We start from the raw sequence: 20,769 nt of genomic DNA, 5'->3' as shown, positions 1-20,769 counted from the left end.
AAATTGGGGACCGAAAGTTCGCAAATCAACGCAAAACTGTGCGATGGTATGTTTGTGGAAGGAAATATGGTTGATTGAATTGTTGTTGATAATGAGGGATTTAAGGTGGGGTGAGGTGATGGGGCTATTTGTGACCCACGGATTGTGATTCCGGGGGTCGCCGGTTCGAGTCCGGTTTATCACCCCATCCTGAGAGAAAAGCCGAGCTTTCGTAGTCTCGGCTTTTTTTGTGTCCGCACCCAAGAATCGAGGACTTGAATCGGCGAAGCCGGTTTGTGAAGCGAAGCGGAACGGACACGACGCAGGAGTGTGGGCGCGAGCCCCGAGACGGGCCGCAGGCCCGCGAGTCAATCCGGTTTATCACCCCATCCTGAAAGAAAAGCCGAGCTTTCGTAGTCTCGGCTTTTTTTGTGTCCGGAGTTTGGTTTTTAAACGATGATCACCTGCGGTGAGCGATGATGGCTTCGCCAACATGATGTTTGATGTTGTTCTCGAAATTGTTGGGAGAAGTTTCGGTTTTATCCTGTTCGCCGGAGGCGATCATGTAGGCCATAGGCCGTATCATCGTCCAAAATATTGTGCAAATCTCGCTGCGCTTGACCTCTGGGAGGCTCTTCTACATGGGATTGGCCAATGAACCGCATCGAGTCCGCATTTTCCAAGGCCAAGTCTGAAGGTCGCTCCGCTTTCGTATCTTACGTGTGCGCGGGGGATCCTGATATCGATACCTCTTTGGAGGTGTGTCGCACTTTGATCAAAAGCGGTGTGGACGTGATGGAGCTTGGCGTTCCCTTCTCGGATCCGCTGGCGGATGGTCTTACTAATCAGTTGGCGGCGCAGCGAGCGCTCGAGTCGGGCACTACTCAGGCGGATGTTTTCGAGCTGGTTCGAAAGATCCGTGCGGAAAACGACGAGGTGCCGATCGTCTTCTACACCTACTACAATCTGATGTTCAGCAACGGATTGGACCAGTACATCGCGGACGCCAAGGCGGCGGGAGTCGATGGGCTGCTGGTTTTGGATTTGCCGCCGGAGGAAGCGGAAGACCATTTGGCTTCCTGCGAGCAGCACGGCATGGGAACGGTTTTTCTGATCGCTCCGACGACGCCGGCGGAGCGGGTGGGCTATATCGCGAAGCATGCTACGGGCTTTATCTACTACGTTTCTCGCACGGGAGTGACTGGGGTACGCGAGGACTTGGCGGACGACTTGAACGAGATGGTGGGGATGATCCGCGACGTGACGGATAAGCCGCTGGTCGTTGGTTTTGGCGTTTCCAAGCAGGAGCAGGTCCGGACGATCTGCGAGTTGGCGGATGGCGTCGTGGTGGGTAGCGCGATCGTGAATACGATTAAGGACAACTTGGGCGATACGGCTGCGATTACGGGTGCGATGGGGACTTTGGTCAGTGATTTGGTTCTGGGGACCAAGGTTCGCTAGCTGTTTGCGTCTGAGGCGTGTTGTCCTAGGATAGTAGAAATGTTTGTTGAGATCTTCTCGATTTGCGATGCGGCGACCGACAGCGCTGGAAAGCTCAATATTTTAGGGACATTCGAAGGGATTGCCGCTCCGAAAGCTCCGGTTTCGCGTGAGCGGTGCTCGGTCGCGGTGCGTATGCGTTTTGTGGAGGAGGAAGCGGGTGAGCATACGATCCAGGTCCAGTTGGTGGACAAGGAAGGGACGCGGATCGGCCCCGGGATAGGAGCTAAGCTTAACGTGAAGTTCACTCCAGGACGCCCGTCGATCGCTCAGAATCTGGTGCTTAATATCAACAACCTGCAGTTCCCTGCGTTTGGCGTTTATGAGCTACAGCTTTGGGTGGATGGCGTGAAGAAGAGCTATTTGCCAATTATTGTGGCTAAGACGCAAAGCGCTTCCCGAATGCGGGGAGCGATGGAGAATTAGAGCAGGCTATGGTTTTGGCAACGACGGAAGCGTTGCCCTCCTGTTCTACCTTTTGGCGTCGAGCTGTTTTGCTAAGACTTTGGGGTCTTCGGTGGGCATTTGGCAGACGAAGTTCTCGCAGACGAAAGCGGTGGCGAGGTCGTCGTAGGACTTGGCGGTTTGGATGAACTCGAGGTGTTCGCCGAGGTAGGCTTGGCCTTGGCCTTGGTCCGCATAGAGCAGGATGCGGCTGGGAAGCAGGCGGTGGTTCATCTCGCGTAGCATTTCGTCCACGGCTTTCGAGTCGGGAGTTCCGGCGATGACGATCTGTAGTGGCTTTTTGCTCACAAGCAGGGCGGCTTCCCGGAGGGTTGGGAGATAAGTGCCTGCTGATTCGAGTTCGGCGGAGAAGGCGGCGATGGTTGCTGCTGCTCGGTCGGCGAGCGTGCTGTCGTCAAAAAACTGGGACAAACGGGCCAAGTTTTTAGCGCTAACGGAATTTGGGGAAGGAATGGCGGAATCGGCCGAGAATTTTGTCCGCTTGAAGACGATGTCCTCACTTGCTTCGAAGAGGAAGAAGCCTCCGGCGTCCGAGTCGGCGAATCGTTGGTCCTGGGTGTCTTGAAGGCGTTTTGCTTGCTGGATCCATGTGTGGTCGGCGGTGGCTTCGTAGAGGTCGAGCAGTCCGTCGATGATGAAGGCGTAGTCTTCGGCGAATCCGGAAACTGGAGACACGTCTTTTCGGTAGAGTCGGGCGAGGGTGCCAGTCTGCGCGTCGTACAGGTTTTCGAGAATGAAGGTGGCGGCTTGCTGGGCTGCGGCTGTGTAGTCGTCGCGTTCGAAGACAAGTCCGGCGCGGGCGAGGGCTGAGATGGCGAGTCCGTTCCAGGAGGTGATTATCTTGTCGTCGAGGTGAGGGCGTTTGCGTTTGGAGCGTGCTTCGCGGAGCGTGTTTAGTCCTTCTTCGAGCGTTTTCGGATCGATGGTTTCTTTGACTGAGTTGATGCGAAGCGTGTTGTAGCCTTGGAAGATGTCTCGCGGGAAATTGCCGTAGGGGGCGTTTCCGGCGGGGCGGACATTGAAGTAGGCGGCGAGGGCGGCTCGAGTTTCTTCGGCAGGGAAGAGGGTTTCGAAGTCGGCGACGCTCCAGAGGAAGTAGGCGCCTTCTCGTTTGGTGCCGGGGGCATCGGGGTCGTCACTTTCAGCGTCTTCAGCGCTGTAGAATCCGCCAGCCGGATCTCGCATTTCGCGGAGCAGGTAATCGAGCGTTTCGATGGTCGCTTGCTTGTAGCGATCTTCGCCGGTGAGCTGCCATGCGTCGATGAGGGCTTCGACGATGAGGGCTTGATCGTAGAGCATCTTCTCGAAGTGAGGGAGTTGCCAACCTGCATCGACGGTATAGCGGTGGAAGCCGCCGCCTACATGGTCGCGGATGCCGCCAGTGATGATGGCGTCGAGCGTTTCGAGTCCCATGCGTTTGGCGAGGGCACGGTCTTCGTCGGCGATCTCTGGGGTTGCTGCGGCGCGGAGCAGGAGGGAGAGGGAGTTGGCTCCGGGGAATTTTTGGCCTTCGCCGAAGCCTTTGTTCTCCTCGTCGAAGGCGAAGAGCGAGGCGCTGATGGAGCTGGTGATCAAATCGAGAGAAACGTCGCCTTCGGCTGCGGAGGATTCGGGGCTGTGTTGGTTGAGCGTTTCCACCATGGAGGTGCTGCGGGCCAGCATGCTAGCGGGATCCTGCTTCCAGAGCTTGTTGATGTTTTGGATGATGGGAAGGAAGCCGCGGCCGCGTCTTGGATCGTCGCGGGGCGGGAAGTAGGTGCCGCCGAAGAAGGGTTTTTTATCGGGGGTGAGCCAGACGTTGAGGGGCCATCCGCCTTGTCCGGTGAGGGTTTGCACGAAGGTCATGTAGACGTTGTCGATGTCTGGGCGTTCTTCGCGGTCGATTTTGATGCAGACGTAGTTTTCGTTTAGATACGCGGCGATCTCTTCGTCGGAGAAGGATTCGCGGTTCATGACGTGGCACCAGTGGCAGGTGGAGTAGCCGACGGAAATGAATACGAGCTTTTGCTCTGCTTCCGCTTTTTCGAAGGCTTCGGGCCCCCAGGGGTACCAATCTACTGGGTTGTCCGCGTGTTGTTGCAGGTAGGGGGACTGGGAGTCGGCGAGGCGATTGGCGGCGTGAGCGGAGCCTACAGTGAGACTGAGGCAAAGGAAAATGGCTGTCAGGCGAGGCATAAAACAAAAATGCTGGCCTGATGAGGACAGGCCAGCAAGGGGGAAGTTTCGTTAGTGGAGGGCTACGTTCTTTAAAGTGTCGCTGGTAGGGCGTGACGGTTCGGCCCGCTGCAGAAGATTGATCCTGCAACACGGTCTGCCCGGCGGTCAGACCCTACCATTGGAGAGATAGGCGACACTTTGTGGCAACGACGGTGCTTGACCCTCCTATTTCGCGACGAGCTCGCTGGGTTGCTCGATGACGAGTTTGGCTTTCTTGGTGTCGATGAGCTTTTGGCTCTTCTTGCCGTTGGGCCAGGTGATTTCGATTTGCTCGGGTTTGTTCTTTTTGGTGTAGCCGAGGAAGATGGTAGCTTCGCTTTGGCTGAGGTACCCGGAGTTTGTGCCGATTTCGTACGCTCGCTTCGAGTTGTCCGAATAGGTGACAAGTACTTGAGCTCCAAATGCCTGTGGGTTGCTCGGTATCTTCGAAAGGAGCGATACGGCTACGGAGCCGTTTCCTTTTTCGCCTTCGTTGAGGTAGGCGTGCACGGAGTTGTTTGGACGAGAGGCGAGCAGGTCGGGCCAGCCGTCCGCATTGAGGTCGGCAACTGCCATGCCGCGAGCTTCGTCTTCGATGAAGATGCCGCTTTCGTTCGGTTCGGTGCCTTGGAAGTTGCCGGTGCCGTCTCCAATCAGGAGGACGCTGAGGGCTCCGTCGTAGCGGCCGGTTTCGACTTGGGGGCCGTTGAAGTTCTGGGCGAGCGCGAGGTCGATATTTCCGTCGCCATTGAAGTCTGCGGCGGCGATTCCGTATACGGGGGCCATTTGGGCGATGCGGGGAAGGCGTTTGAAGGTGAAGCGGCCGTTGTCGTTGAAGAAGATTCCGGTGCCGAGCTCGGTGGCCTCTTTGAGGAGGGAGGTTTCGAGTTTTTCGGGCGCGTAGACCGAGTCGAGGCTGGCGGCTCCGAAATCGTGGAAGGTGGGGAAGCGTTCGGCGATGGAAGGCATCGCGCGGGAGCTGCAGCTGCGTCCACGGACCGGAAGGAGGTTTTCACCTTCGTACTTGGCTTCGACGATGTTGCACTTTCCGGTTCCTTCGAAGTCGTTGAAGTAGATCTTGAATGGGTGGTCGGCGTTGGCCTTGTACTTAGTGTTCAAACCGAGATTGCCAGCTATGTAATCGAGGTCGCCGTCGTTATCGACGTCAGCTGCGGCGAGGGAGTTCCACCATCCTTTGATATCGGCGAATCCACGGTCGATTTTCAGCTCTCCCAACTTCCCTCCCATGTTCCTGTAGTAGCGTGGGGCTTCGAGCTCCGAGAGGATGAGTAAGCCTTTGGTTTTATGGCCTTCAGGACTTGTCCAAAGAGCGGCGGTCACCATTCCAGAGTCTGCGAGACCGGGAGCATCCTCATCAGTCACATCAACGAAGGTGCCGTTGTCGTTGCGGAGCAGAGCGCTGCGCGGGGCTCTCGGGTACTCGCCGGGAACTACACGGCCCCCGACAAAAAGGTCGAGGTCTCCGTCGCGATCATAGTCTCCGGCTGCTACAACAGAGCTGCTAGTGGCTGCTGGAGTATAAGTAGAAGCATCAGCCTCGGTGAATTGGCCGTCGCCAGAGTTTAGATACAGAGAGTTGTTTAAAGCGGAATCTCCTTCGAGAACTTCGACACTGCCTGAAGAGATGTAGAGGTCGAGATCTCCATCGGTATCCACGTCGGCAAAGAGGGGAGCCATTTCTTCCGTTTGTGTTTTAGCGCTCCAAGGTTGTTGGCGGGAGTCGAGAGTGTAGCTGCCTTTCCCATTGTTGAGGTAGAGAGCCCCGACTCCACCCGTTGCTCCTGAGAAGTAGATATCGGAGTCGCCGTCTCCATCCGCATCTCCAACGGCGATGCCGCCTCCGAGTGTATTCATGCGGTGAGGGAGAAGAGATTGGCGAGTCATGTCGTTGAATGTCTCTTCCTTACGTGTGAAATTCAGGCCAAGTTCATCCGAGCTTTCGGTAAAAAGACCAGATACTGGGTTGATGATCTCTTTTGCGGCGAGTGGGGCTGCTCCGGTCTTGGGTTCTTGGATACGGAGCTTCTGGTTGGCAGATACGTTTTTGATCTTTTGAATGGTGCCGCTAGGCCAATGGACTGTGACGCTTGGGATTTTTTTGTCTTGGCCGAGTCCGAAGTGGGCGACGGGCTGAGAGGAGGAGAGAACCCCTCGCGCGACGGTGAGCTTGCGTACTTGGGTGCCTTGGCTGGATTCGATGAGGACGCGTGCTCCGATGCCGTGACTATTGCTGAGAGAGCCTTCGAGCTGAACTGTGAGGTAGTTGCTATCGCTGTTGTTTTGGTAGACGGAGAGGGGTGCGTCGTAGTTCGAGTAGATGAGGTCGAGGTCGCCGTCGTTGTCGAAGTCTGCGGCTACGGAACCGAAGGAGACTCCTTCGTGCTCGAGTCCCCATTGCTTTGTGACTTTGGTGAAGTGGAGCGTATCCGCTCCGTCGTTACGGAAGGCGAGGTTCTTTTCTCGTAGGACGGGACTGTTTTTGACGAGGGCTACGATCTGGCGCTTGGACTTGAGCTTCTTGATTTTGTTGACCATGTCGGAGTCGGTGAAGGAGCGGACCATGCCATTGGTGACGTGAAGGTCTAGCCAACCGTCGTTGTCGAAATCCTCGAAGCGGGTGGACCAGGTCCAGTCGGTGCTTGAGAGGCCAGTCATCTTTGCGACTTCCATGAAGCGGTGTGTGCCGGAGTTCAAGAAGACCGCATTCTTCATGTACTGGGGCGTGACTTGTGCGTCGAAGAAATCAACCCATCCGCCCATGTCTCCCATGGTGACTTTCGATTTGAAGTGGGTGGTATTGGCCATGTCGGCGGTCAGCAAGTCGAGGCGGCCGTCGTTGTTGATGTCGCCGAAGTCGGAGCCCATGGAGTACCAAGCGGTATGGGGGAGCGCGATGTCGGTGATGTCGGTAAAGGTGCCGTCTCCATTGTTTTTATACAGATGGTCTGGGGCTTCGAAGTCGTTGGCGATGTAGAGGTCGGGCCAGTTGTCTCCGTCGGCGTCCCACCAGGTGGCGGAGTGTCCTTTTCCGCGGTCGGCGGCGATTCCGGCGGCTTGGGTGACTTCGGTAAATTTTCCGTTCCCTTCGTTGCGGTAGAGGTAGTCTGGCTCGCCGTCGGGATTGGCGGTGGCGTCGAGGACGTTGGTGAGGAGGAAGAGGTCGAGGTCGCCGTCGCGGTCGTAGTCCTCGAAGGTGCCGACTACGCTGCCGCTAACAATGTCGATGCCGTAGCTCTTGGCTGATTCGGTGAAGGTGCCGTTTCCGTCGTTGAGGAAGAGCAGGTTCGGGGCGTCGAACTGGCAGACGTAGAGGTCGAGGTCGCCGTCGTTGTCGATGTCGGCGAAGGAGCTACCGGTTCCCCAAGCGTCGCTACCTGCGACTCCTGCTTGGTCGGTGATGTCTTCGAACTGGAAAGGGGCGGTCTGGCGGAAGAGTTTATTGGAGCCTGTTTTGGTGACGACGTAGAGGTCGACGAGTCCGTCTCCATCGATATCGCCCGCTGCGAGGCCGGTGCCTACGGCGCCTCCTTGAAACTCGGTGTACTTCTGACCCCACATGGCGGGATCTGAGTAGGTGTTGGTAACGTCCAGGCCTATGGCGCTTGGATCCAGCTTGGCGAAAAGGGTTTCACCAGCGGGAGCCGCCTCTGGGGAGGCGGAATGGGCGTGCGCCGCGAGCATGGCGGCAGGAAGTGTGATTCCCAGGCGGGCAAGGTGGGGAGTAATCATTTTGTTCGGGATGGGTACCTTCGAGATAGGAAATCCGCCTTGGTTTTAAAGATTAAACGCTGGTTCCGGCGATTCGTTCTATAGAATAGTACAGTTCAAATAGTTGAGCTTAAGTTGCGCTTATGCGGGCTGTTTCTCGGGCTGATGCGAGCGTCGGAACCGAGCTCCGTGGCACGGCTCGGATTGGCTAGGGCTTGATCTTACTCAAATCTACGTTTGGCGCCGCATATTGCTTGAGTGATCGGCTGAAATCCTAAGAGTTGAAATTTGGCCAGCCCCATGGCATCCCATTGATCCTCCGCCTTTTATGCGTGGCAATTCGGCACTTTTTAACCAGGCGAGCGGCAGTTCGCGTCAGCCCTCCTTTTACCGCACGAAGCGGAGGGACTACGTATTGCCGGTTTTGGCGGCGACTTTGGTTTTGTTGGGAAGCTTCCGGATGGTTGGTTTTTCGGATCTGAGCGTGGCGGACAACGTTTCGAAGTTTCAGATCAGTTTCGGGTTTATCGCCCTAGGGTATCTGCTTTCGTGGCACTTCGCGAAGCGGATGACGTGGCTGATGCTTTTGGTGGCGGCGGTGGCTCGGATCGCGATGCTGCCGATCGAGCCGGGTGAGATCTTGGAGAGGCGGCTTTGGGACAGCCAGATTTTGGCGGCGGAGCACAATCCTTACGAGCTTGCCCCGGAGGCTGAGCGTCTGACGGCGTTTCGCGGGGAGAACTGGGAGGAGATGGAGGACAAGTCGACTCCGTCGAGTTATTTGCCGGGGTTGCTTTGGGTTTACAGCGCGTTTGAGGAGTTCGGGAATCCGAGGGACTATTTCAAGTCGGTGTTGATCGTGGTGGACTTGCTGTTGTGCTTGTTGTTCGCGCTTCGTTTCGGGGCGGAGCGCGCGGTGCTCTACGCTTGGAATCCGCTGGTGATCTATGCGGTGGGCGGGCTTGGCGTGGACCATAGCCTGTTTTTGCTGCCGTTTGCGGGCGGTTTTTTGATGTGGGATTTTTGGATCGACCAGAAGGGGGGCGTTTCGGTGATCAAGGCGGCTGGGGGGATTGGCAGCGCTCTTGGGCAGATGGTTTGCGTGTCGGCTTTGTTGATGGGGATGGGAGCGGCTCTTAACGTGCTGCTTGTGCCGGGGGTGCTTTGGCTGATTTGGCACGTTTTGAAGCGGAGCGGGATTCGGGCGGGGCTTGTGGCTCTGGTCTTTGGCGCCGCTCCTCTGGTGCTGACTTTGATGTGGGCTTCGATCTCGCTGAATGTGGATATTTCCAGGATCGTGGCGCCGGAGTATCACTTGGCGGAACGAGCGGTTTCGCTGATTCCGTCGATCACCGGTTTCTTCTACACGGGGAGCTTAAGCCCGATGGTGTTCTTGGGGGTATTGGGGCTGGCGACGGTGTGGATGCTTCACGTGTGCGAGAGTATGGAGCGCTTTTTGTCCTTCTATCTCGTTTGGACGATCGCTTTGGCTACATCGGTGTTTCCGTGGAGCTTTATCTTGCTGGCGATCGTTGGAGTGGGGAGTGGTAATTATGTCTTCCGTGTGGCGAGTTTGTCGGCATTCGCCTACTTCGGCGCGTATCGCGTTTTTGCCGATACTCAAGTTTGGTCGATGCCATGGACTTTGCAGGCTCTGTTGTGGATTCCGTTCTTGTTGGCAGCAGCGCATTACACGGTGGGAAGCCGAACCAAGCAGGGCTTTTACGTACACCATTTTTGAGGGATCTTTACTTTTCGTTTCTGGTCTGTTTCCGGGAGTTTTTCGACGCTCTCCTGTGGTGGAACGGGTGGGGCGCATTGGAATTGTTTTGAGTAAATTTAGATTGGTAGAGCAATGAGTATTGGACGTATTTGGGGTGTTGTATTATTGGGATTTTTGGCCTTGGGAGCGAAGGCAGAAACGGAGGTTCGAGCGTTTAGGGACATAGTTTTTGCGGAGGTGGATGGGCAGGAGTTGAAGCTGGATATTTTTGTCCCTCAGGGAGTGGAGAGTCCTCCTCTGGTGATGAATATTCATGGGGGTGGATGGAGTGGAGGGAACTATAAGGATAGTTCCTTTCAGTGGTTGACCGCTCACGGTTTTGCGGTGGCGAGCATCAGTTATCGCCTGACGGATGTGGCTTCACATCCGGCGCAGATCCATGATTGCAAGGGGGCTTTGAGATGGCTGCGAGCGAATGCAGGAAAATATGGATACGATACGAGCTACGTAGTAGTGGGAGGTCGCTCCGCAGGTGGGCATCTCGCGGCTCTTCTGGGGACGACTCATGGTGTTGACGCTCTTGAGGGGACTGTGGGTGGCAATTTGGACCAGAGTTCGAAGGTTGATGGGATTATCGACTTCTATGGGGCTACCGATTTCATCCAGCGTTCGAAGACTCAGCCTGAAAAGACGGACAAGCCGAGTGGTATCGTCTATAGACTACTGGGTGGGCCGGTTAAGGGAAACAAGAGAATCGCCAAGCAGGCTGGAGCGGCGTATCATGTTTCCAAGGACGATCCTCCGATGCTTGTGATACATGGCGACGAGGATCCGCAAGTTTTGATCGGCCAGTCGGAGCGCATCGTAGATGTTTATGAGCGGAAAGGCCTAGAGGTAGAGTTTCTTGTCGTTGAAGGAGGAGGACACGGAGGAGAAGGATTCCAGAGTCCGGAAGTGCGGAACGCTATTCGGGAGTTTCTTGGTGTCGAATAGAACAGGCGGGCTGGGAGGTAACCGTCCCGTGATGCCCGCTGGGTGTTGAAATGAAAAAACGCGAGCTGCAGGAGCTCGCGTTTTGGAAAGGTGAGATGGCCGTTGAGGGCAACGGCCGCTAACTTGAAGTTAGTCGTGGGAGACGGTTCGCAATTGGATGCTGTCGATGACGGAGTCTGCTGCGAGGATGTCGGATACAACCACTACCTTGTCGCCCGGAACGAGGTAGCCCATCTTCTTGAGGTGCTTCATCGCCTTGCTGACGGTGGCGTCGGGCTCGGTGCAGAAAATCATCTCGAAGGGGATAACACCGTGATTTAGGCGGAGTTGCTTGATGGTGTCGTGCGAGTTCGAGAAGGCGAAGATCGGTGAGTTCTCCGGGCGCAGAGCGGATACGCCCTTAGCCATGTTGCCGCTGCGGGTGAAGCAGATGATGGCGACCGCGTTGAGCTCGTTTGCCATGACGACCGCTGAGTGCTGGATCTTTCGCTTGTCGCTATCGAGCGAGAGATTGTTGGCGTAGCCAGTCTTCTGACCGTTGATGTCGACCTCTGTAGAAATCTTGGTGATCGCTTCGACACATTCGGTTGGGTACTTACCGACGGTGGTTTCTCCTGAGAGCATGACACAGTCCGCTTCTTCGAGAACAGCGTTGGCGACGTCCGATACCTCAGCTCGAGTTGGCATCGGGCTGTTGATCATGGACTCGAGCATGTGAGTCGCGATGATGACCGGTTTGCCAAGTGAGAGACAGGCTTTAACCGCCTTGCGCTGAATGGTTGGCAGTGTCTGGAACGGACACTCGATGCCGAGGTCGCCGCGGGCAACCATCAGACCGTCACAGTCTTGGACGATGCTGTAGAGATTAGTGATCGCCGACTGATCCTCAATCTTTGCGATGATGAGGGATCGGTGGGCGCCGTTTTCGTCGAGGAAGTCACGGAGCAACTGCAGGTCGGAGCTTTCGCGAACGAAGGATAGGGCGTAGAAGTCGACGCCTTCTTCGATACCAACACGCGTGTCGTTGCGGTCTTTCTCGGTGAGTGCCGGAAGGTTTACCTTAACACCTGGCAGGTTGATGTGGCGACGGCTGGTGAGCTCGCCGGCGATGATCACCTTACAGCGAATGCGGGCATCCTGCTTCTCGAGAACTTCGAGACGGATGAGGCCGTTGTCCACGAGAACGACGGAACCGACGTCTACGTCGTTGATGAGCTCGGCGTAGTTTACGTCTACGGAACGAATCTCCTCGTTGTTGCTTGGTTTGCCGTCGGCGCCACCGGGCTTGATGGTGAAGTCGAAAATCTCGCCTGGCTTGAGCTCGATCGGGGCCTCGACATCGCCAGTGCGAATTTCTGGGCCCTTGACGTCCATCATGATAGGGATGTGGCGATTGATACGCTCGCCGATTTTGCGGATGCGACGGACGACTGTGCGCACGTAGTCATGGTTGGCGTGCGCCATGTTGATGCGGCAGATGTCGACGAAGTGTTCGCCGATCAGCTTTTCGAGCATCTCTTCACTGTCGGTAGCGGGGCCTACCGTGAAGATGATCTTTGTGCGTCGGGGGATGCGGTGTGAGTCCTGGAACATAGTGATGTGAGTTCTGGATTTGTCTGTTGTCTTTTATTCCGGCGTCGAGACGGCAAGGCAAGGGAGGCGCTGTTTCGTTTGCGCGCCACCTGGTTTCATAATTTTGAATGATCGATTTGCCTTAGACTGCGGCGAGGGCAGAGCCTTCACCCGATAGGATTGTCTCGATAGGGAAAGATGCGTTTTGGCGCAGTTCTGCGAAAGTGGAATCGACTGCTTCGGCACTGTTGCAGTCGCTGCTAAGATGAGCGAGGTAGACGCGGTTCCAACGAGGTTTTTCGATGGAGGCGAGGAGGTCTTTTGCCGCCGCGTTGGAAAGATGTCCGTGGCGTCCGCTGATACGTTGCTTGAGTGCCCATGGACGACGGGTGTCCTCCTCCAGCATTTGCGTGTCGTAGTTGGATTCAACCACTAGCGTATCCACGTCTTGAATGCGTTGGGCGATATTCGCGGGCGCGAAGCCTAGATCGGTAACCCAAGCCATACGTTTGATTGGCGAGAATAGATCTTCTCCGCTGCCAGTTGTGAACTTGAAGCCCACCGGATCGTGGGCGTCGTGCGGGATGGAGAAACTCTCGACCTGTAGGTCGCGAAATTCGAACTGAGTTCCTGTTTGGAAGAGCATCCAATCAGGGCGATTCTTCATTTTTGGCTGGATGGCTTTTGCGGTGAGGGGATTTGCGAATACCTTTGGCCCGAACTTCTTCGAAAAGGTCGAAATGCCTGCGGTGTGGTCGCTATGCTCGTGAGTGACGAAGATGGCGTCGATCTCTTCAGGTTTAACATCCCGCTCCTCGAGCATGCCGCAGAGCCGCTTGCAGCTGAAGCCCGCGTCGATGAGAACCTTGCAATTTTCAGTCAGCAAGAGACCGGCGTTGCCGGAGCTGGAGCTGCCTAATATGGAAAATTGCATGGTCATTTGTAATAATTGATCGGGATTAGGTATTAGGAGTCTGAATTATGGAACATTAAAATGTTTGCGATTGCTTCTACTAATAACCGTTAAGTGAAAAATTAGCCGAGCTTAACTACCTCAAAACGTGTGCTATCATGTTTTGAGACCCGGAAGGCAAGCTGTCGTTTGAAAAGTGGTATGTGTTCGTCCTCCCGATGGCTGACGAACAACAAGGTCGTGCGTTCGAGGGAGGCCAATCGTTCCAGGCAAGCGAGTACGAGGTGGCGGTTGAGATCATCGAGTCCTTGGGTCGGTTCATCGAAGATCACTAGTGGCGGTTGCTTGATGAGGGCACGGCCTATCAGGGCTAGGCGTTGCTGTCCGTAGGAGAGGGATCGGAAGGGACGGTTGGCGAACTCGCTGAGCCCAAAGAACTCGAGCCATTGATGAGCGATGCTTAACTCCTCTGCTGTAGCGGGTTCGTAAAGTCCGATACTGTCATGGAAACCGGATACGAGAACGGTCTCTAGACTGCAGCTAACTCGGTAGTCGCGATGCAATGAAGGGGAGAGGTAGCCTATGTGCCTCTTAATGTCCCAGATGCTTTCGCCTGTGCCACGCTGGTAGCCGAAGATTTCGATTTGGTTGGTGTAGCACTGCGGGTGGTCTCCAGTGAGGAGAGAAAGCAAGGTTGATTTCCCGCTACCGTTCGGACCGGTGATGAGCGTGTGCTCACCTGCTTGCAGTGTCCAGTTGAGGCCCTCGAACTGGGTTGTATCCCCGTACGCTATTTTATTCTCGGTAAGACGTAGGAGAGGTGTGAATACAGGTGGTTGACCGCTAGGACAGTCGGGAAGGGCAGGGATGTTCTCGCCGAGGGTGAAGAGCTGTTGAGTGCTCGCATCAGCAAGAGATACCCTGGTGGGACGGTCGTCGATGATCTTCCCGTTTTCGATGATGATCAAACGATCAGACCATTCAGGTACGTCCTGCAGACGGTTTGCCAGAAAAAGTAATTGCTTCCCGGATACAGCTAGTTGGTGGAAAAAATCACCGAGGGTAAGTTGGCTCTCTCGATCAAGTCCCTCGTAAGGTTCGTCCAGAATAAGGAGGTCTGGCTCAAGGAGGATTTCCTTCAGGAGTGTGATTCTCCTGAGCTCGCCGGTGGAAAACTGGCGGCAGCCGCGATCGAGCATGTCCGATATCCCGAACCTCTGGGCTGCATCCTCGATTTTGCCATTTGAGTGGCCGGAACCAAGCAGGAGCTCCCGGCCAGTCGTTCCGTAGTCGAGACTGTCCTGAAAGTCCGTATCGTCGTTCGCCAGCTCTTGTTCGTAGTCTTGCTGGAGGCTTTCAAATGAGAGGAGGGATACATTAGAAGGAACGTCCTCTATCGCGCCTTCATCAGGAGAGGTTTCCCCAGTGATGAGCGTACCGATCAGGCTTTTTCCCGAAGCGTTGCGACCAAGGAAACAGGTCGTTTGGCCCGAGGAGAGGTTCAACTCCTCGATTTCTATTTGGCCATACTTCAGTCCCCGAAATCGCATCGGTGCATGACTAGGGGGCATAAGTGGCAGAGCAAGGACTAAGGAGGCTTCTGCTATTCAAATTGTCTGCATAATGGACAAGTTCTATTCATGCTTCGCTGAAAGTGATTGAATGCCAATAGGATGTAAAGGGACGTAGATGCGGTTGCCTAGATGCATAAAGATTTTGGAGCGCTTGGAAGACATTTTGCCGAACCTTTGCAGCCGTAAGCTGAAGGCTCGCGTTCATCTTGTTTTCTTGCTTTTTTTTCGTCGGATCCTCTACTGGCGGATCCTTTTTTAGTAGGTGGCGAGGCGAGTTTTCGCTCGGATCGTCGACTGCGACCGTAATTTCCGATGTCGATTAAGAATAAACCAAAGATGTACCTGCACAAAACCGATCCCGCGGAAGCGGCGCCGGTCAAGCGGTCGTACGATGCCGACTTCAAGCCTTCCGAAGATTATCGGGAGTCGATGCCGGACATCATGGATGCGGTCGAATCGGAGCAAGGCGCTGCGGTTCCGATCCAGCAGGTTGGCGTATCGAACTTCAAGCTGCCGCTCACTGTGCGAGCTGCTGATGGCAAGCTACTTACGCTTGAAGCGAGCATCACAGGATCAGTTTCTTTGGAAGCGAACCTGAAGGGGATCAACATGTCCCGCATCATGCGTTCCTTCTACGAACTGAAGGACGAGGTGTTCACAATCGACACGGTCCGGACGGTACTCGACCTGTTTCGCGACAAGGTCGTGGCTTTCGATGCGCGAATCATCATCCGCTTCAATTATCCGATCATCCAGCCAAGTTTGCGTAGCGGTCTGGAAGGTTACCAGTACTACAAGTGTGCCTTCGAGGGGCGTCTATCCAAAGACGGCACTTTTGAGCGTCTGATTCACTTCGATTTTGTTTACTCATCGGCTTGCCCTTGTTCGGCGGAGCTTGCGGAGCATGCACGCGACTTGCGTGAAGCGTACTCGATCCCACACTCCCAGCGCAGCAAGGCCCGCGTGTTCGTAAAGCTGGCGGAAGGGGCATCGCTCGATATCGAGGACTTGCAGAAGCACTTGGCCGAAGCTCTTAAGACCGAGACGCAAGTCATGGTGAAGCGCGAGGACGAGCAGGCGTTTGCCGAGCTCAACGGTGCGTATATCAAGTTCGTGGAAGACGCGGCACGTTTGGTTTACGAGCAGCTCGCATCCGACGATCGTATCGCGGACTTCCAAGTGGCTTGTTCTCACCTCGAATCGCTGCACTCGCACGATGCGGTATCGGTGATCTGCAAGGGAGTTCCCGGTGGATTCCAAGCCGACTTCAGCGATTTCGACTCATTGATTTGCTGATCGGGGGGGAAGGCTAATTTCGCGCAACTTTTCATTGATCTTCGCGGAGCGGCTGTACAGATTGGCCGCTCTTTCAAATTCGGGCTATGGCGCAGCCTGGTAGCGCGCTTGTCTGGGGGACAAGAGGTCGTGGGTTCGAATCCCGCTAGCCCGACCATTTTTTGAAAGGAAAAGCCCTCTTCGGTCGATTTGACCGATGAGGGCTTTTTTGTGGGTACTTCTCCGTTTCTCGGTGAGATGAGCTTTACAGATGCCATTCTTCCGAAACGTCGGGCTGGGGCTTGGCGTCAAGTCTCACATTGGTTAAATGGGAGCCCTATTTTGGTAGACCTAAAGCGATGAGTTGAATCGTGGGATATTCGTTTCAGGTAGAACGGATTGTCCTTCAGACGCTTTCAACCGTGAACCTTGAAAAGACATCCGATTTGGGGCAAGTCGACCCTGCTACACCAAATTATCTAGTGGTGTAGATGAAAGGTGAATACGCAGTTTTCAGAAGAACGCGATTTGGAGTGCGGTTATTGGTTTCGAGTGTGCTTTTGACTGATTGCGTCGTAGGTCATGCTCTCTTCCCGCGTGATGACAGGTTGGCCGATTACCATTTTATCTCCGACATTTCCGCTGAGTTTGATTTTGAACGCGTAGGCGTACTTGTGCGGTTTCTTGGAAGGAGACTTGATGGTTAGGGCGTCGCCAGTCTGCTCGTAATTCAGTGCCTCGTCGAATCCAAGAAGCTCGATGCTTTCGATGGTCGCGTCTGGGATTGTGTCCTTGCCAAGGGAGCGAATCGAGAAGGTGTCCTCGGACCAATCAAGGAAGATGGCGTATAAATCGTCTCCTTTTTGAGTGAAGCGGATTTCGCCCTCCTTGTCGGATTTGCGGTAGTCCCAGTAGATGGTTCCTTTCTCCGCCTTGTACATGAAAGTATTGAGCGGACCCTCTGTAGCGATTTTCCACATACGGGTGCCGTAGATGGCATCGCCGTTGACGCGGAGCCACTTTCCGATTTCGGCGCAGATACGTTTTTCTTCTTCGGGTATCGAGCCGTCCCCTTTGGGGGTTAAGGACATGAAGTAGTATCCGCCACGTGCTGTCATGTCGATGAGGGCGTCTATATGGTAGTCGGGTCCGAACTTGTAGTTCTTGTTCTCGACCCAACTCCATGGGTAGCTGATTGCTTTGTCTACGAGGAAAGGGCCGGTGGCGTAGGGCGGTTGATCGCGTCCACCTTCGTAGCATTTGATGCCTACGCCTTGCGGGAAGTTGAACATGCGGGTGCCGGGGAGCTTATTGAAAACTGTAACTTCGCGGCCTTCACGATCTGCCTTGTCGTAGTAGTAGTTCATGAAGTCGAGGTGACTTTCTTCCGTACAGTGTTCGGCAGGTTTTAAACCGTCGAACCAGAGGGAGTCAGGACTGTACTTGTCGATGACCTCTTTGACTTTTTTTAGCCATAAATCGTTGAAGAGTTCTGCGTCGGCACTGCCCCAGCTTGGGAAAAACCAGGTGTCGAACTTGGGGTTGAATATGTCGAGCTTGCTCTTTTCCTCAGCGGTGAAGTCGTCGGGGTTGAGTGTCGCGCTAGCGTATTCAAAACTTCGTGCATGGTGGAAGGTTGCGATTGTCTTGAAATCGGAATTTTTGGCGGCTTCTACAAACTCGCCGTAGATGTCGCGACCGGGACCCATGTCCTTTGTGTTCCAAGGAACCACGTCGCTGTCCCAGAGCAAATAGCCGTCGTGGTGGACAATGCAGAGACCGCCGAATTTCGCCCCAGCGTCTTTCATAATATCGACGTATTCCTGCCCGTCGAAACCTTCGCAGGTGAATTCCTTGGTCAAATCGCTGTATCCAAATTCCGTGGGGTCGCCAAAGCGCTCTTTGTGATAGGAGCTTACGCCTTCCTTGTATCCTTTAGATACCTTCGCAGTGGACTTGTCCTTATACATGTAGCGGACGTAGGTGTTACTGACCTGCGGATTTGCCGCTACGGAGTAGAGGCCCCAGTGGGTGTAAATACCGAACTTGCCGTCCTCTAACCATTGAGGGACCGGGCGGTCGCGAAGTTTCTCCCAACCCTCGCGGTATTCCTTGGCTGGGATACGGAAATGGGGACGACGATGCTCGCTCTTTTCCATCTCGATCACCCGATTCTGGGCGTCAATGCCGAGAGGGGCACGGTTTTCGTCGGGATAGAGGATCGGTTCTGCGAGAGCAGCAAGAGGCAAGCTTGCGAGTGCAAGACTTAGAGGCGCGGCGAGAGAAAGTTTCATAGGGAATTTGATACGTTATCCTCGGTTAGGGGATGGGGTGTTGCGGAACTTTGTCGCCTTGGAAGTATTTGTTTCAGGGTTTTCGAAAGAACCATCAGGTTAGGAGTAAGCGCCTGTTAACGCTAAACGGTTCCTAGTCTTGCGGCGATGAGGAATGGGGGAAGAGGCTTGTTCGACTCTTTTAGATGAAACGACCCAATTTCATACGACTTCTTTGGACCTTTTGCTGGGTGCTTTGCTGGCTGGGAAGCGAGCGTTGTCACGCTCGGGACTTAGGTGAGCTTGAGGCGGCTTTTGATCGTGCTGGAGAAAATGGAGACAGTCTCCGCACTGCGTTCGAGGCTTCTGGCGGTGAACATCGAGAAGCATTGAGGTTTCTGCTAGAGAACATGCCTGATGCTGACTTAGTGAACCTTTCTGGGGATTATCTGCTGGAGAACATAGAGCTCGCTTTAAGTGCTAGGGAGAGCTCCCCCTGGGGGCAGAGGGTACCTTGGTTATTGTTTTTGAACTACGTTCTCCCTTATGCGAATCTGGATGAGACGCGTGAGGATTGGCGAGGGGAGATGAGGGTGAGGTGTCTGCCGATCATTGACGGGATCGAATCGCCTGCAGCTGCTGCTCATGAGTTGAATCGCGAGCTCTTCAAGAAAGTCGGGGTGAAGTACTCGACGAAGCGTCTACGGCCTAACCAGAGCCCTTCGGAGACGATTGAGCAGGGGATGGCGTCGTGTACCGGCTTGTCGATTCTGCTGGTCGATGCTTGCCGTTCGGTTGGCATTCCTGCTCGGGTGGTGGGGACGCCGCTTTGGACGAATAAGAGGGGCAACCATACCTGGGTTGAGATCTGGGATGGTCAGTGGCATTTTGCGGGTGCGTGCGAAGCGAGCAAGAAGGGCTTGAATCACGGTTGGTTCGTGCGGGATGCATCGCTAGCGCAGGGGGAGGTACCCGAGCATAGCATCTATGCGGCGAGTTTTAAGAAAACCGAGACGAAGTTCCCTATGGTGTGGGACAGGGGGAATCAGATGGTTTCGGCAGAGAATGTGAGCGCTTTCTATAATCGCTTTGCGGAAGAGAAAAAGGGAGTTCGCTTGCTGGTCGATGTCTACACGCGGGAAGGCAAGCGGCGGATGGTTCATGATGTATCCGCGTACCGATTACCGGAGGGGAACAAGATTGCTGCAGGGACGAGCAAGGGGAAAGGTGACGATACCAACAATATCCTGGAGTTCATGCTGCCAAAAGCAGGAGCGTATCTTTTGGTAAGTGGTGGATACGAGAAGCGGGTTGAGCTCGCTGCAGGACAAAACCATATCAAATGGAATTTGGAAGAAAGCGTACCCGATTCCGATGGACGGATCCGAAGGGAATTGGAAGGGTACTGGAACTTGTCGAAATCCGAGAAGGTGTCCTATGCTTTTTCGTCGGAAGCGAATGCTCTCATGCGTGAGCGGCCGAAGCGTATGCGTGCTCTGGTATGGGAGAGTTATCAGAAGAGCTCCGCTCATGATGAGCTGAAAGAGGATCTTGAAGCGCGACGCGTGCGCTTCGGAGAACACGAAAGTCCCTATTTCGGGAAGACCGTGGGGCGCAGGCCGACTGGTGGATGGCCATTGTTTATTGCGATGCATGGAGGTGGAGGAGCGCCTGCAGAAGTGAACGATAGCCAATGGGAGATCATGAAGCGTTACTACAAGGACCAACCTACGTTAGAGGGGTACAAGTATTTGGCACTGCGCGCTCCCAACAACAAGTGGAACGGGTTTTATGATGATTACGTGTATCCGCTGGTTCAGAACTTAGTTAAGCAATTTCTTCTCTTTGAGGATGTTAATCCGGATCGCGTGTTTTTAATAGGGTATTCGCACGGGGGATACGGCGCGTTTAGTATTGGTCCTAAGATTCCGGATCGGTTTGCGGCGATCCATGCGTCTGCAGCAGCCCCGACGGATGGGCAGACGAGTGCTTTGAATCTTCGCAATACTGCGTTCTCCTTTATGATCGGGGAGAAGGACTTAGCCTATGATCGGCTGTCCCGTTGTCAGGCGTTTGACCGCGAAGTCAGAAGGCTTAAAGGCGGGCGGGAAGACATTTTTCCCGTGACTTACCTGTTCAAGGCTGGGTACCCGCATTCAGGTTTGCCGGACAGGGATCAGATTTTAGAAATGTATCCGAGTCGCCGTGACGTGGTGCCAAGAGAACTTTCTTGGGAAATGACGGACACGGTCGTTGATCGCTTCTTTTGGTTAGGGGTAGAGAATCCTGAGAAGCGCCAGCGCGTGTTCGCTTCCTGCAAGGGCAATTTTCTGCGGGTCGAGACTGTCGGGCGTAAGGAAGTAACGGTGTTTCTTGACGAACGTTTGGTGGACTTTGGCAAGCCGTTGACGGTCAAGATTGATGGGAAGTACAAGAATCAGGAAGTGGTGATCGAGCCGAGCTTAAACGTGTTGTGTGATTCCTTGGAAAAGCGTGGCGACATCCGGCTAGCATTTAGTTGTGCCCTTGTGGTCCGAGGAAATCGTGTCCTAAGCCAGGATTCTTAGAACGGGAGCA

The 20,769-nt window shown here is 54.7% G+C and carries 12 protein-coding genes and 2 tRNA genes; 8 read left to right on the top strand and 6 right to left on the bottom strand.

The features are described 5' to 3' along the window. Positions 1-107: 107 nt before the first annotated feature. The 3 genes from JIN87_RS04325 to JIN87_RS04315 all read left to right on the top strand — a co-directional run bounded on the left by JIN87_RS04325 (position 108) and on the right by JIN87_RS04315 (position 1,905). Positions 108-187: transfer RNA gene (locus JIN87_RS04325), tRNA-His, on the top strand. 446 nt (positions 188-633) lie between these two features. Continuing rightward, the gene (trpA, locus tag JIN87_RS04320) at positions 634-1,440 is read left to right on the top strand and encodes a tryptophan synthase subunit alpha (RefSeq protein WP_200354297.1); all 807 of its coding nucleotides are present in this window, start codon (positions 634-636) and stop codon (positions 1,438-1,440) included. 39 nt (positions 1,441-1,479) lie between these two features. Then, entirely contained in the window at positions 1,480-1,905 is a 426-nt protein-coding gene (locus JIN87_RS04315; RefSeq protein WP_200354296.1) for a DUF6941 family protein, read from the top strand. A 45-nt stretch (positions 1,906-1,950) separates the two neighbouring features. Here the strand turns inward: JIN87_RS04315 and JIN87_RS04310 are convergent, their stop codons facing one another. Both JIN87_RS04310 and JIN87_RS04305 read right to left on the bottom strand, forming a co-directional pair. Further along, positions 1,951-4,119: a thioredoxin domain-containing protein gene (locus JIN87_RS04310; protein ID WP_200354295.1), complete on the bottom strand. Its 2,169-nt coding sequence runs from the start codon at positions 4,117-4,119 to the stop codon at positions 1,951-1,953. Positions 4,120-4,326: 207 nt separating this feature from the next. Then, a complete protein-coding gene (locus JIN87_RS04305) occupies positions 4,327-7,890 on the bottom strand; it encodes a CRTAC1 family protein (RefSeq protein ID WP_200354294.1) in 3,564 nt (1,187 codons plus the stop codon). A 307-nt stretch (positions 7,891-8,197) separates the two neighbouring features. Here JIN87_RS04305 and JIN87_RS04300 point away from each other — a divergent pair, with 307 nt between their 5' ends. After that, entirely contained in the window at positions 8,198-9,610 is a 1,413-nt protein-coding gene (locus JIN87_RS04300; RefSeq protein WP_200354293.1) for a hypothetical protein, read from the top strand. 114 nt (positions 9,611-9,724) lie between these two features. Further along, the gene (locus tag JIN87_RS04295) at positions 9,725-10,585 is read left to right on the top strand and encodes an alpha/beta hydrolase (protein ID WP_200354292.1); all 861 of its coding nucleotides are present in this window, start codon (positions 9,725-9,727) and stop codon (positions 10,583-10,585) included. 129 nt (positions 10,586-10,714) lie between these two features. Here the strand turns inward: JIN87_RS04295 and pyk are convergent, their stop codons facing one another. The 3 genes from pyk to JIN87_RS04280 form a co-directional block, all read right to left on the bottom strand. Beyond that, positions 10,715-12,178 (bottom strand): pyruvate kinase, encoded by a 1,464-nt coding sequence (gene pyk / locus JIN87_RS04290; protein ID WP_200354291.1) that lies wholly within the window; start codon positions 12,176-12,178, stop codon positions 10,715-10,717. A gap of 121 nt (positions 12,179-12,299) precedes the next feature. Continuing rightward, positions 12,300-13,091, bottom strand: coding sequence for an MBL fold metallo-hydrolase (locus JIN87_RS04285; protein ID WP_200354290.1), 792 nt, complete (start codon positions 13,089-13,091; stop codon positions 12,300-12,302). 101 nt (positions 13,092-13,192) lie between these two features. Further along, on the bottom strand, positions 13,193-14,641 hold the full coding sequence (locus JIN87_RS04280) for an ATP-binding cassette domain-containing protein (RefSeq protein ID WP_200354289.1): 1,449 nt from the start codon (positions 14,639-14,641) through the stop codon (positions 13,193-13,195). 339 nt (positions 14,642-14,980) lie between these two features. Between JIN87_RS04280 and folE2 the strand changes: the two genes are divergently transcribed. After that, positions 14,981-15,940, top strand: coding sequence for a GTP cyclohydrolase FolE2 (folE2, locus tag JIN87_RS04275; protein ID WP_200354288.1), 960 nt, complete (start codon positions 14,981-14,983; stop codon positions 15,938-15,940). An 80-nt stretch (positions 15,941-16,020) separates the two neighbouring features. After that, positions 16,021-16,097 (top strand) — tRNA-Pro (locus tag JIN87_RS04270). A gap of 361 nt (positions 16,098-16,458) precedes the next feature. Here JIN87_RS04270 and JIN87_RS04265 read toward each other — a convergent pair. After that, a complete protein-coding gene (locus JIN87_RS04265) occupies positions 16,459-18,213 on the bottom strand; it encodes an alpha-L-fucosidase (RefSeq protein ID WP_200354287.1) in 1,755 nt (584 codons plus the stop codon). 185 nt (positions 18,214-18,398) lie between these two features. On the opposite strand from JIN87_RS04265, the gene JIN87_RS04260 reads away from it, so the two are divergent. Beyond that, a complete protein-coding gene (locus tag JIN87_RS04260) occupies positions 18,399-20,759 on the top strand; it encodes a transglutaminase domain-containing protein (RefSeq protein ID WP_200354286.1) in 2,361 nt (786 codons plus the stop codon). The last annotated feature ends 10 nt before the right edge of the window (positions 20,760-20,769 follow it).

Source organism: Pelagicoccus mobilis, from assembly GCF_016595505.1.
GTDB lineage: Bacteria > Verrucomicrobiota > Verrucomicrobiia > Opitutales > Opitutaceae > Pelagicoccus > Pelagicoccus mobilis.
Note: the sequence above shows the minus strand (reverse complement) of the source record. Positions and strands in the feature narration are given on the sequence as shown.

Coding starts and splice junctions, on each gene's coding strand:
- trpA (WP_200354297.1), top strand. CDS start 634: ATGAACCGCATCGAGTCCGCATTTTCCAAGGCCAAGTCTGAAGGTCGC.
- JIN87_RS04315 (WP_200354296.1), top strand. CDS start 1,480: ATGTTTGTTGAGATCTTCTCGATTTGCGATGCGGCGACCGACAGCGCT.
- JIN87_RS04310 (WP_200354295.1), bottom strand. CDS start 4,119: ATGCCTCGCCTGACAGCCATTTTCCTTTGCCTCAGTCTCACTGTAGGC.
- JIN87_RS04305 (WP_200354294.1), bottom strand. CDS start 7,890: ATGATTACTCCCCACCTTGCCCGCCTGGGAATCACACTTCCTGCCGCC.
- JIN87_RS04300 (WP_200354293.1), top strand. CDS start 8,198: ATGCGTGGCAATTCGGCACTTTTTAACCAGGCGAGCGGCAGTTCGCGT.
- JIN87_RS04295 (WP_200354292.1), top strand. CDS start 9,725: ATGAGTATTGGACGTATTTGGGGTGTTGTATTATTGGGATTTTTGGCC.
- pyk (WP_200354291.1), bottom strand. CDS start 12,178: ATGTTCCAGGACTCACACCGCATCCCCCGACGCACAAAGATCATCTTC.
- JIN87_RS04285 (WP_200354290.1), bottom strand. CDS start 13,091: ATGCAATTTTCCATATTAGGCAGCTCCAGCTCCGGCAACGCCGGTCTC.
- JIN87_RS04280 (WP_200354289.1), bottom strand. CDS start 14,641: ATGCCCCCTAGTCATGCACCGATGCGATTTCGGGGACTGAAGTATGGC.
- folE2 (WP_200354288.1), top strand. CDS start 14,981: ATGTACCTGCACAAAACCGATCCCGCGGAAGCGGCGCCGGTCAAGCGG.
- JIN87_RS04265 (WP_200354287.1), bottom strand. CDS start 18,213: ATGAAACTTTCTCTCGCCGCGCCTCTAAGTCTTGCACTCGCAAGCTTG.
- JIN87_RS04260 (WP_200354286.1), top strand. CDS start 18,399: ATGAAACGACCCAATTTCATACGACTTCTTTGGACCTTTTGCTGGGTG.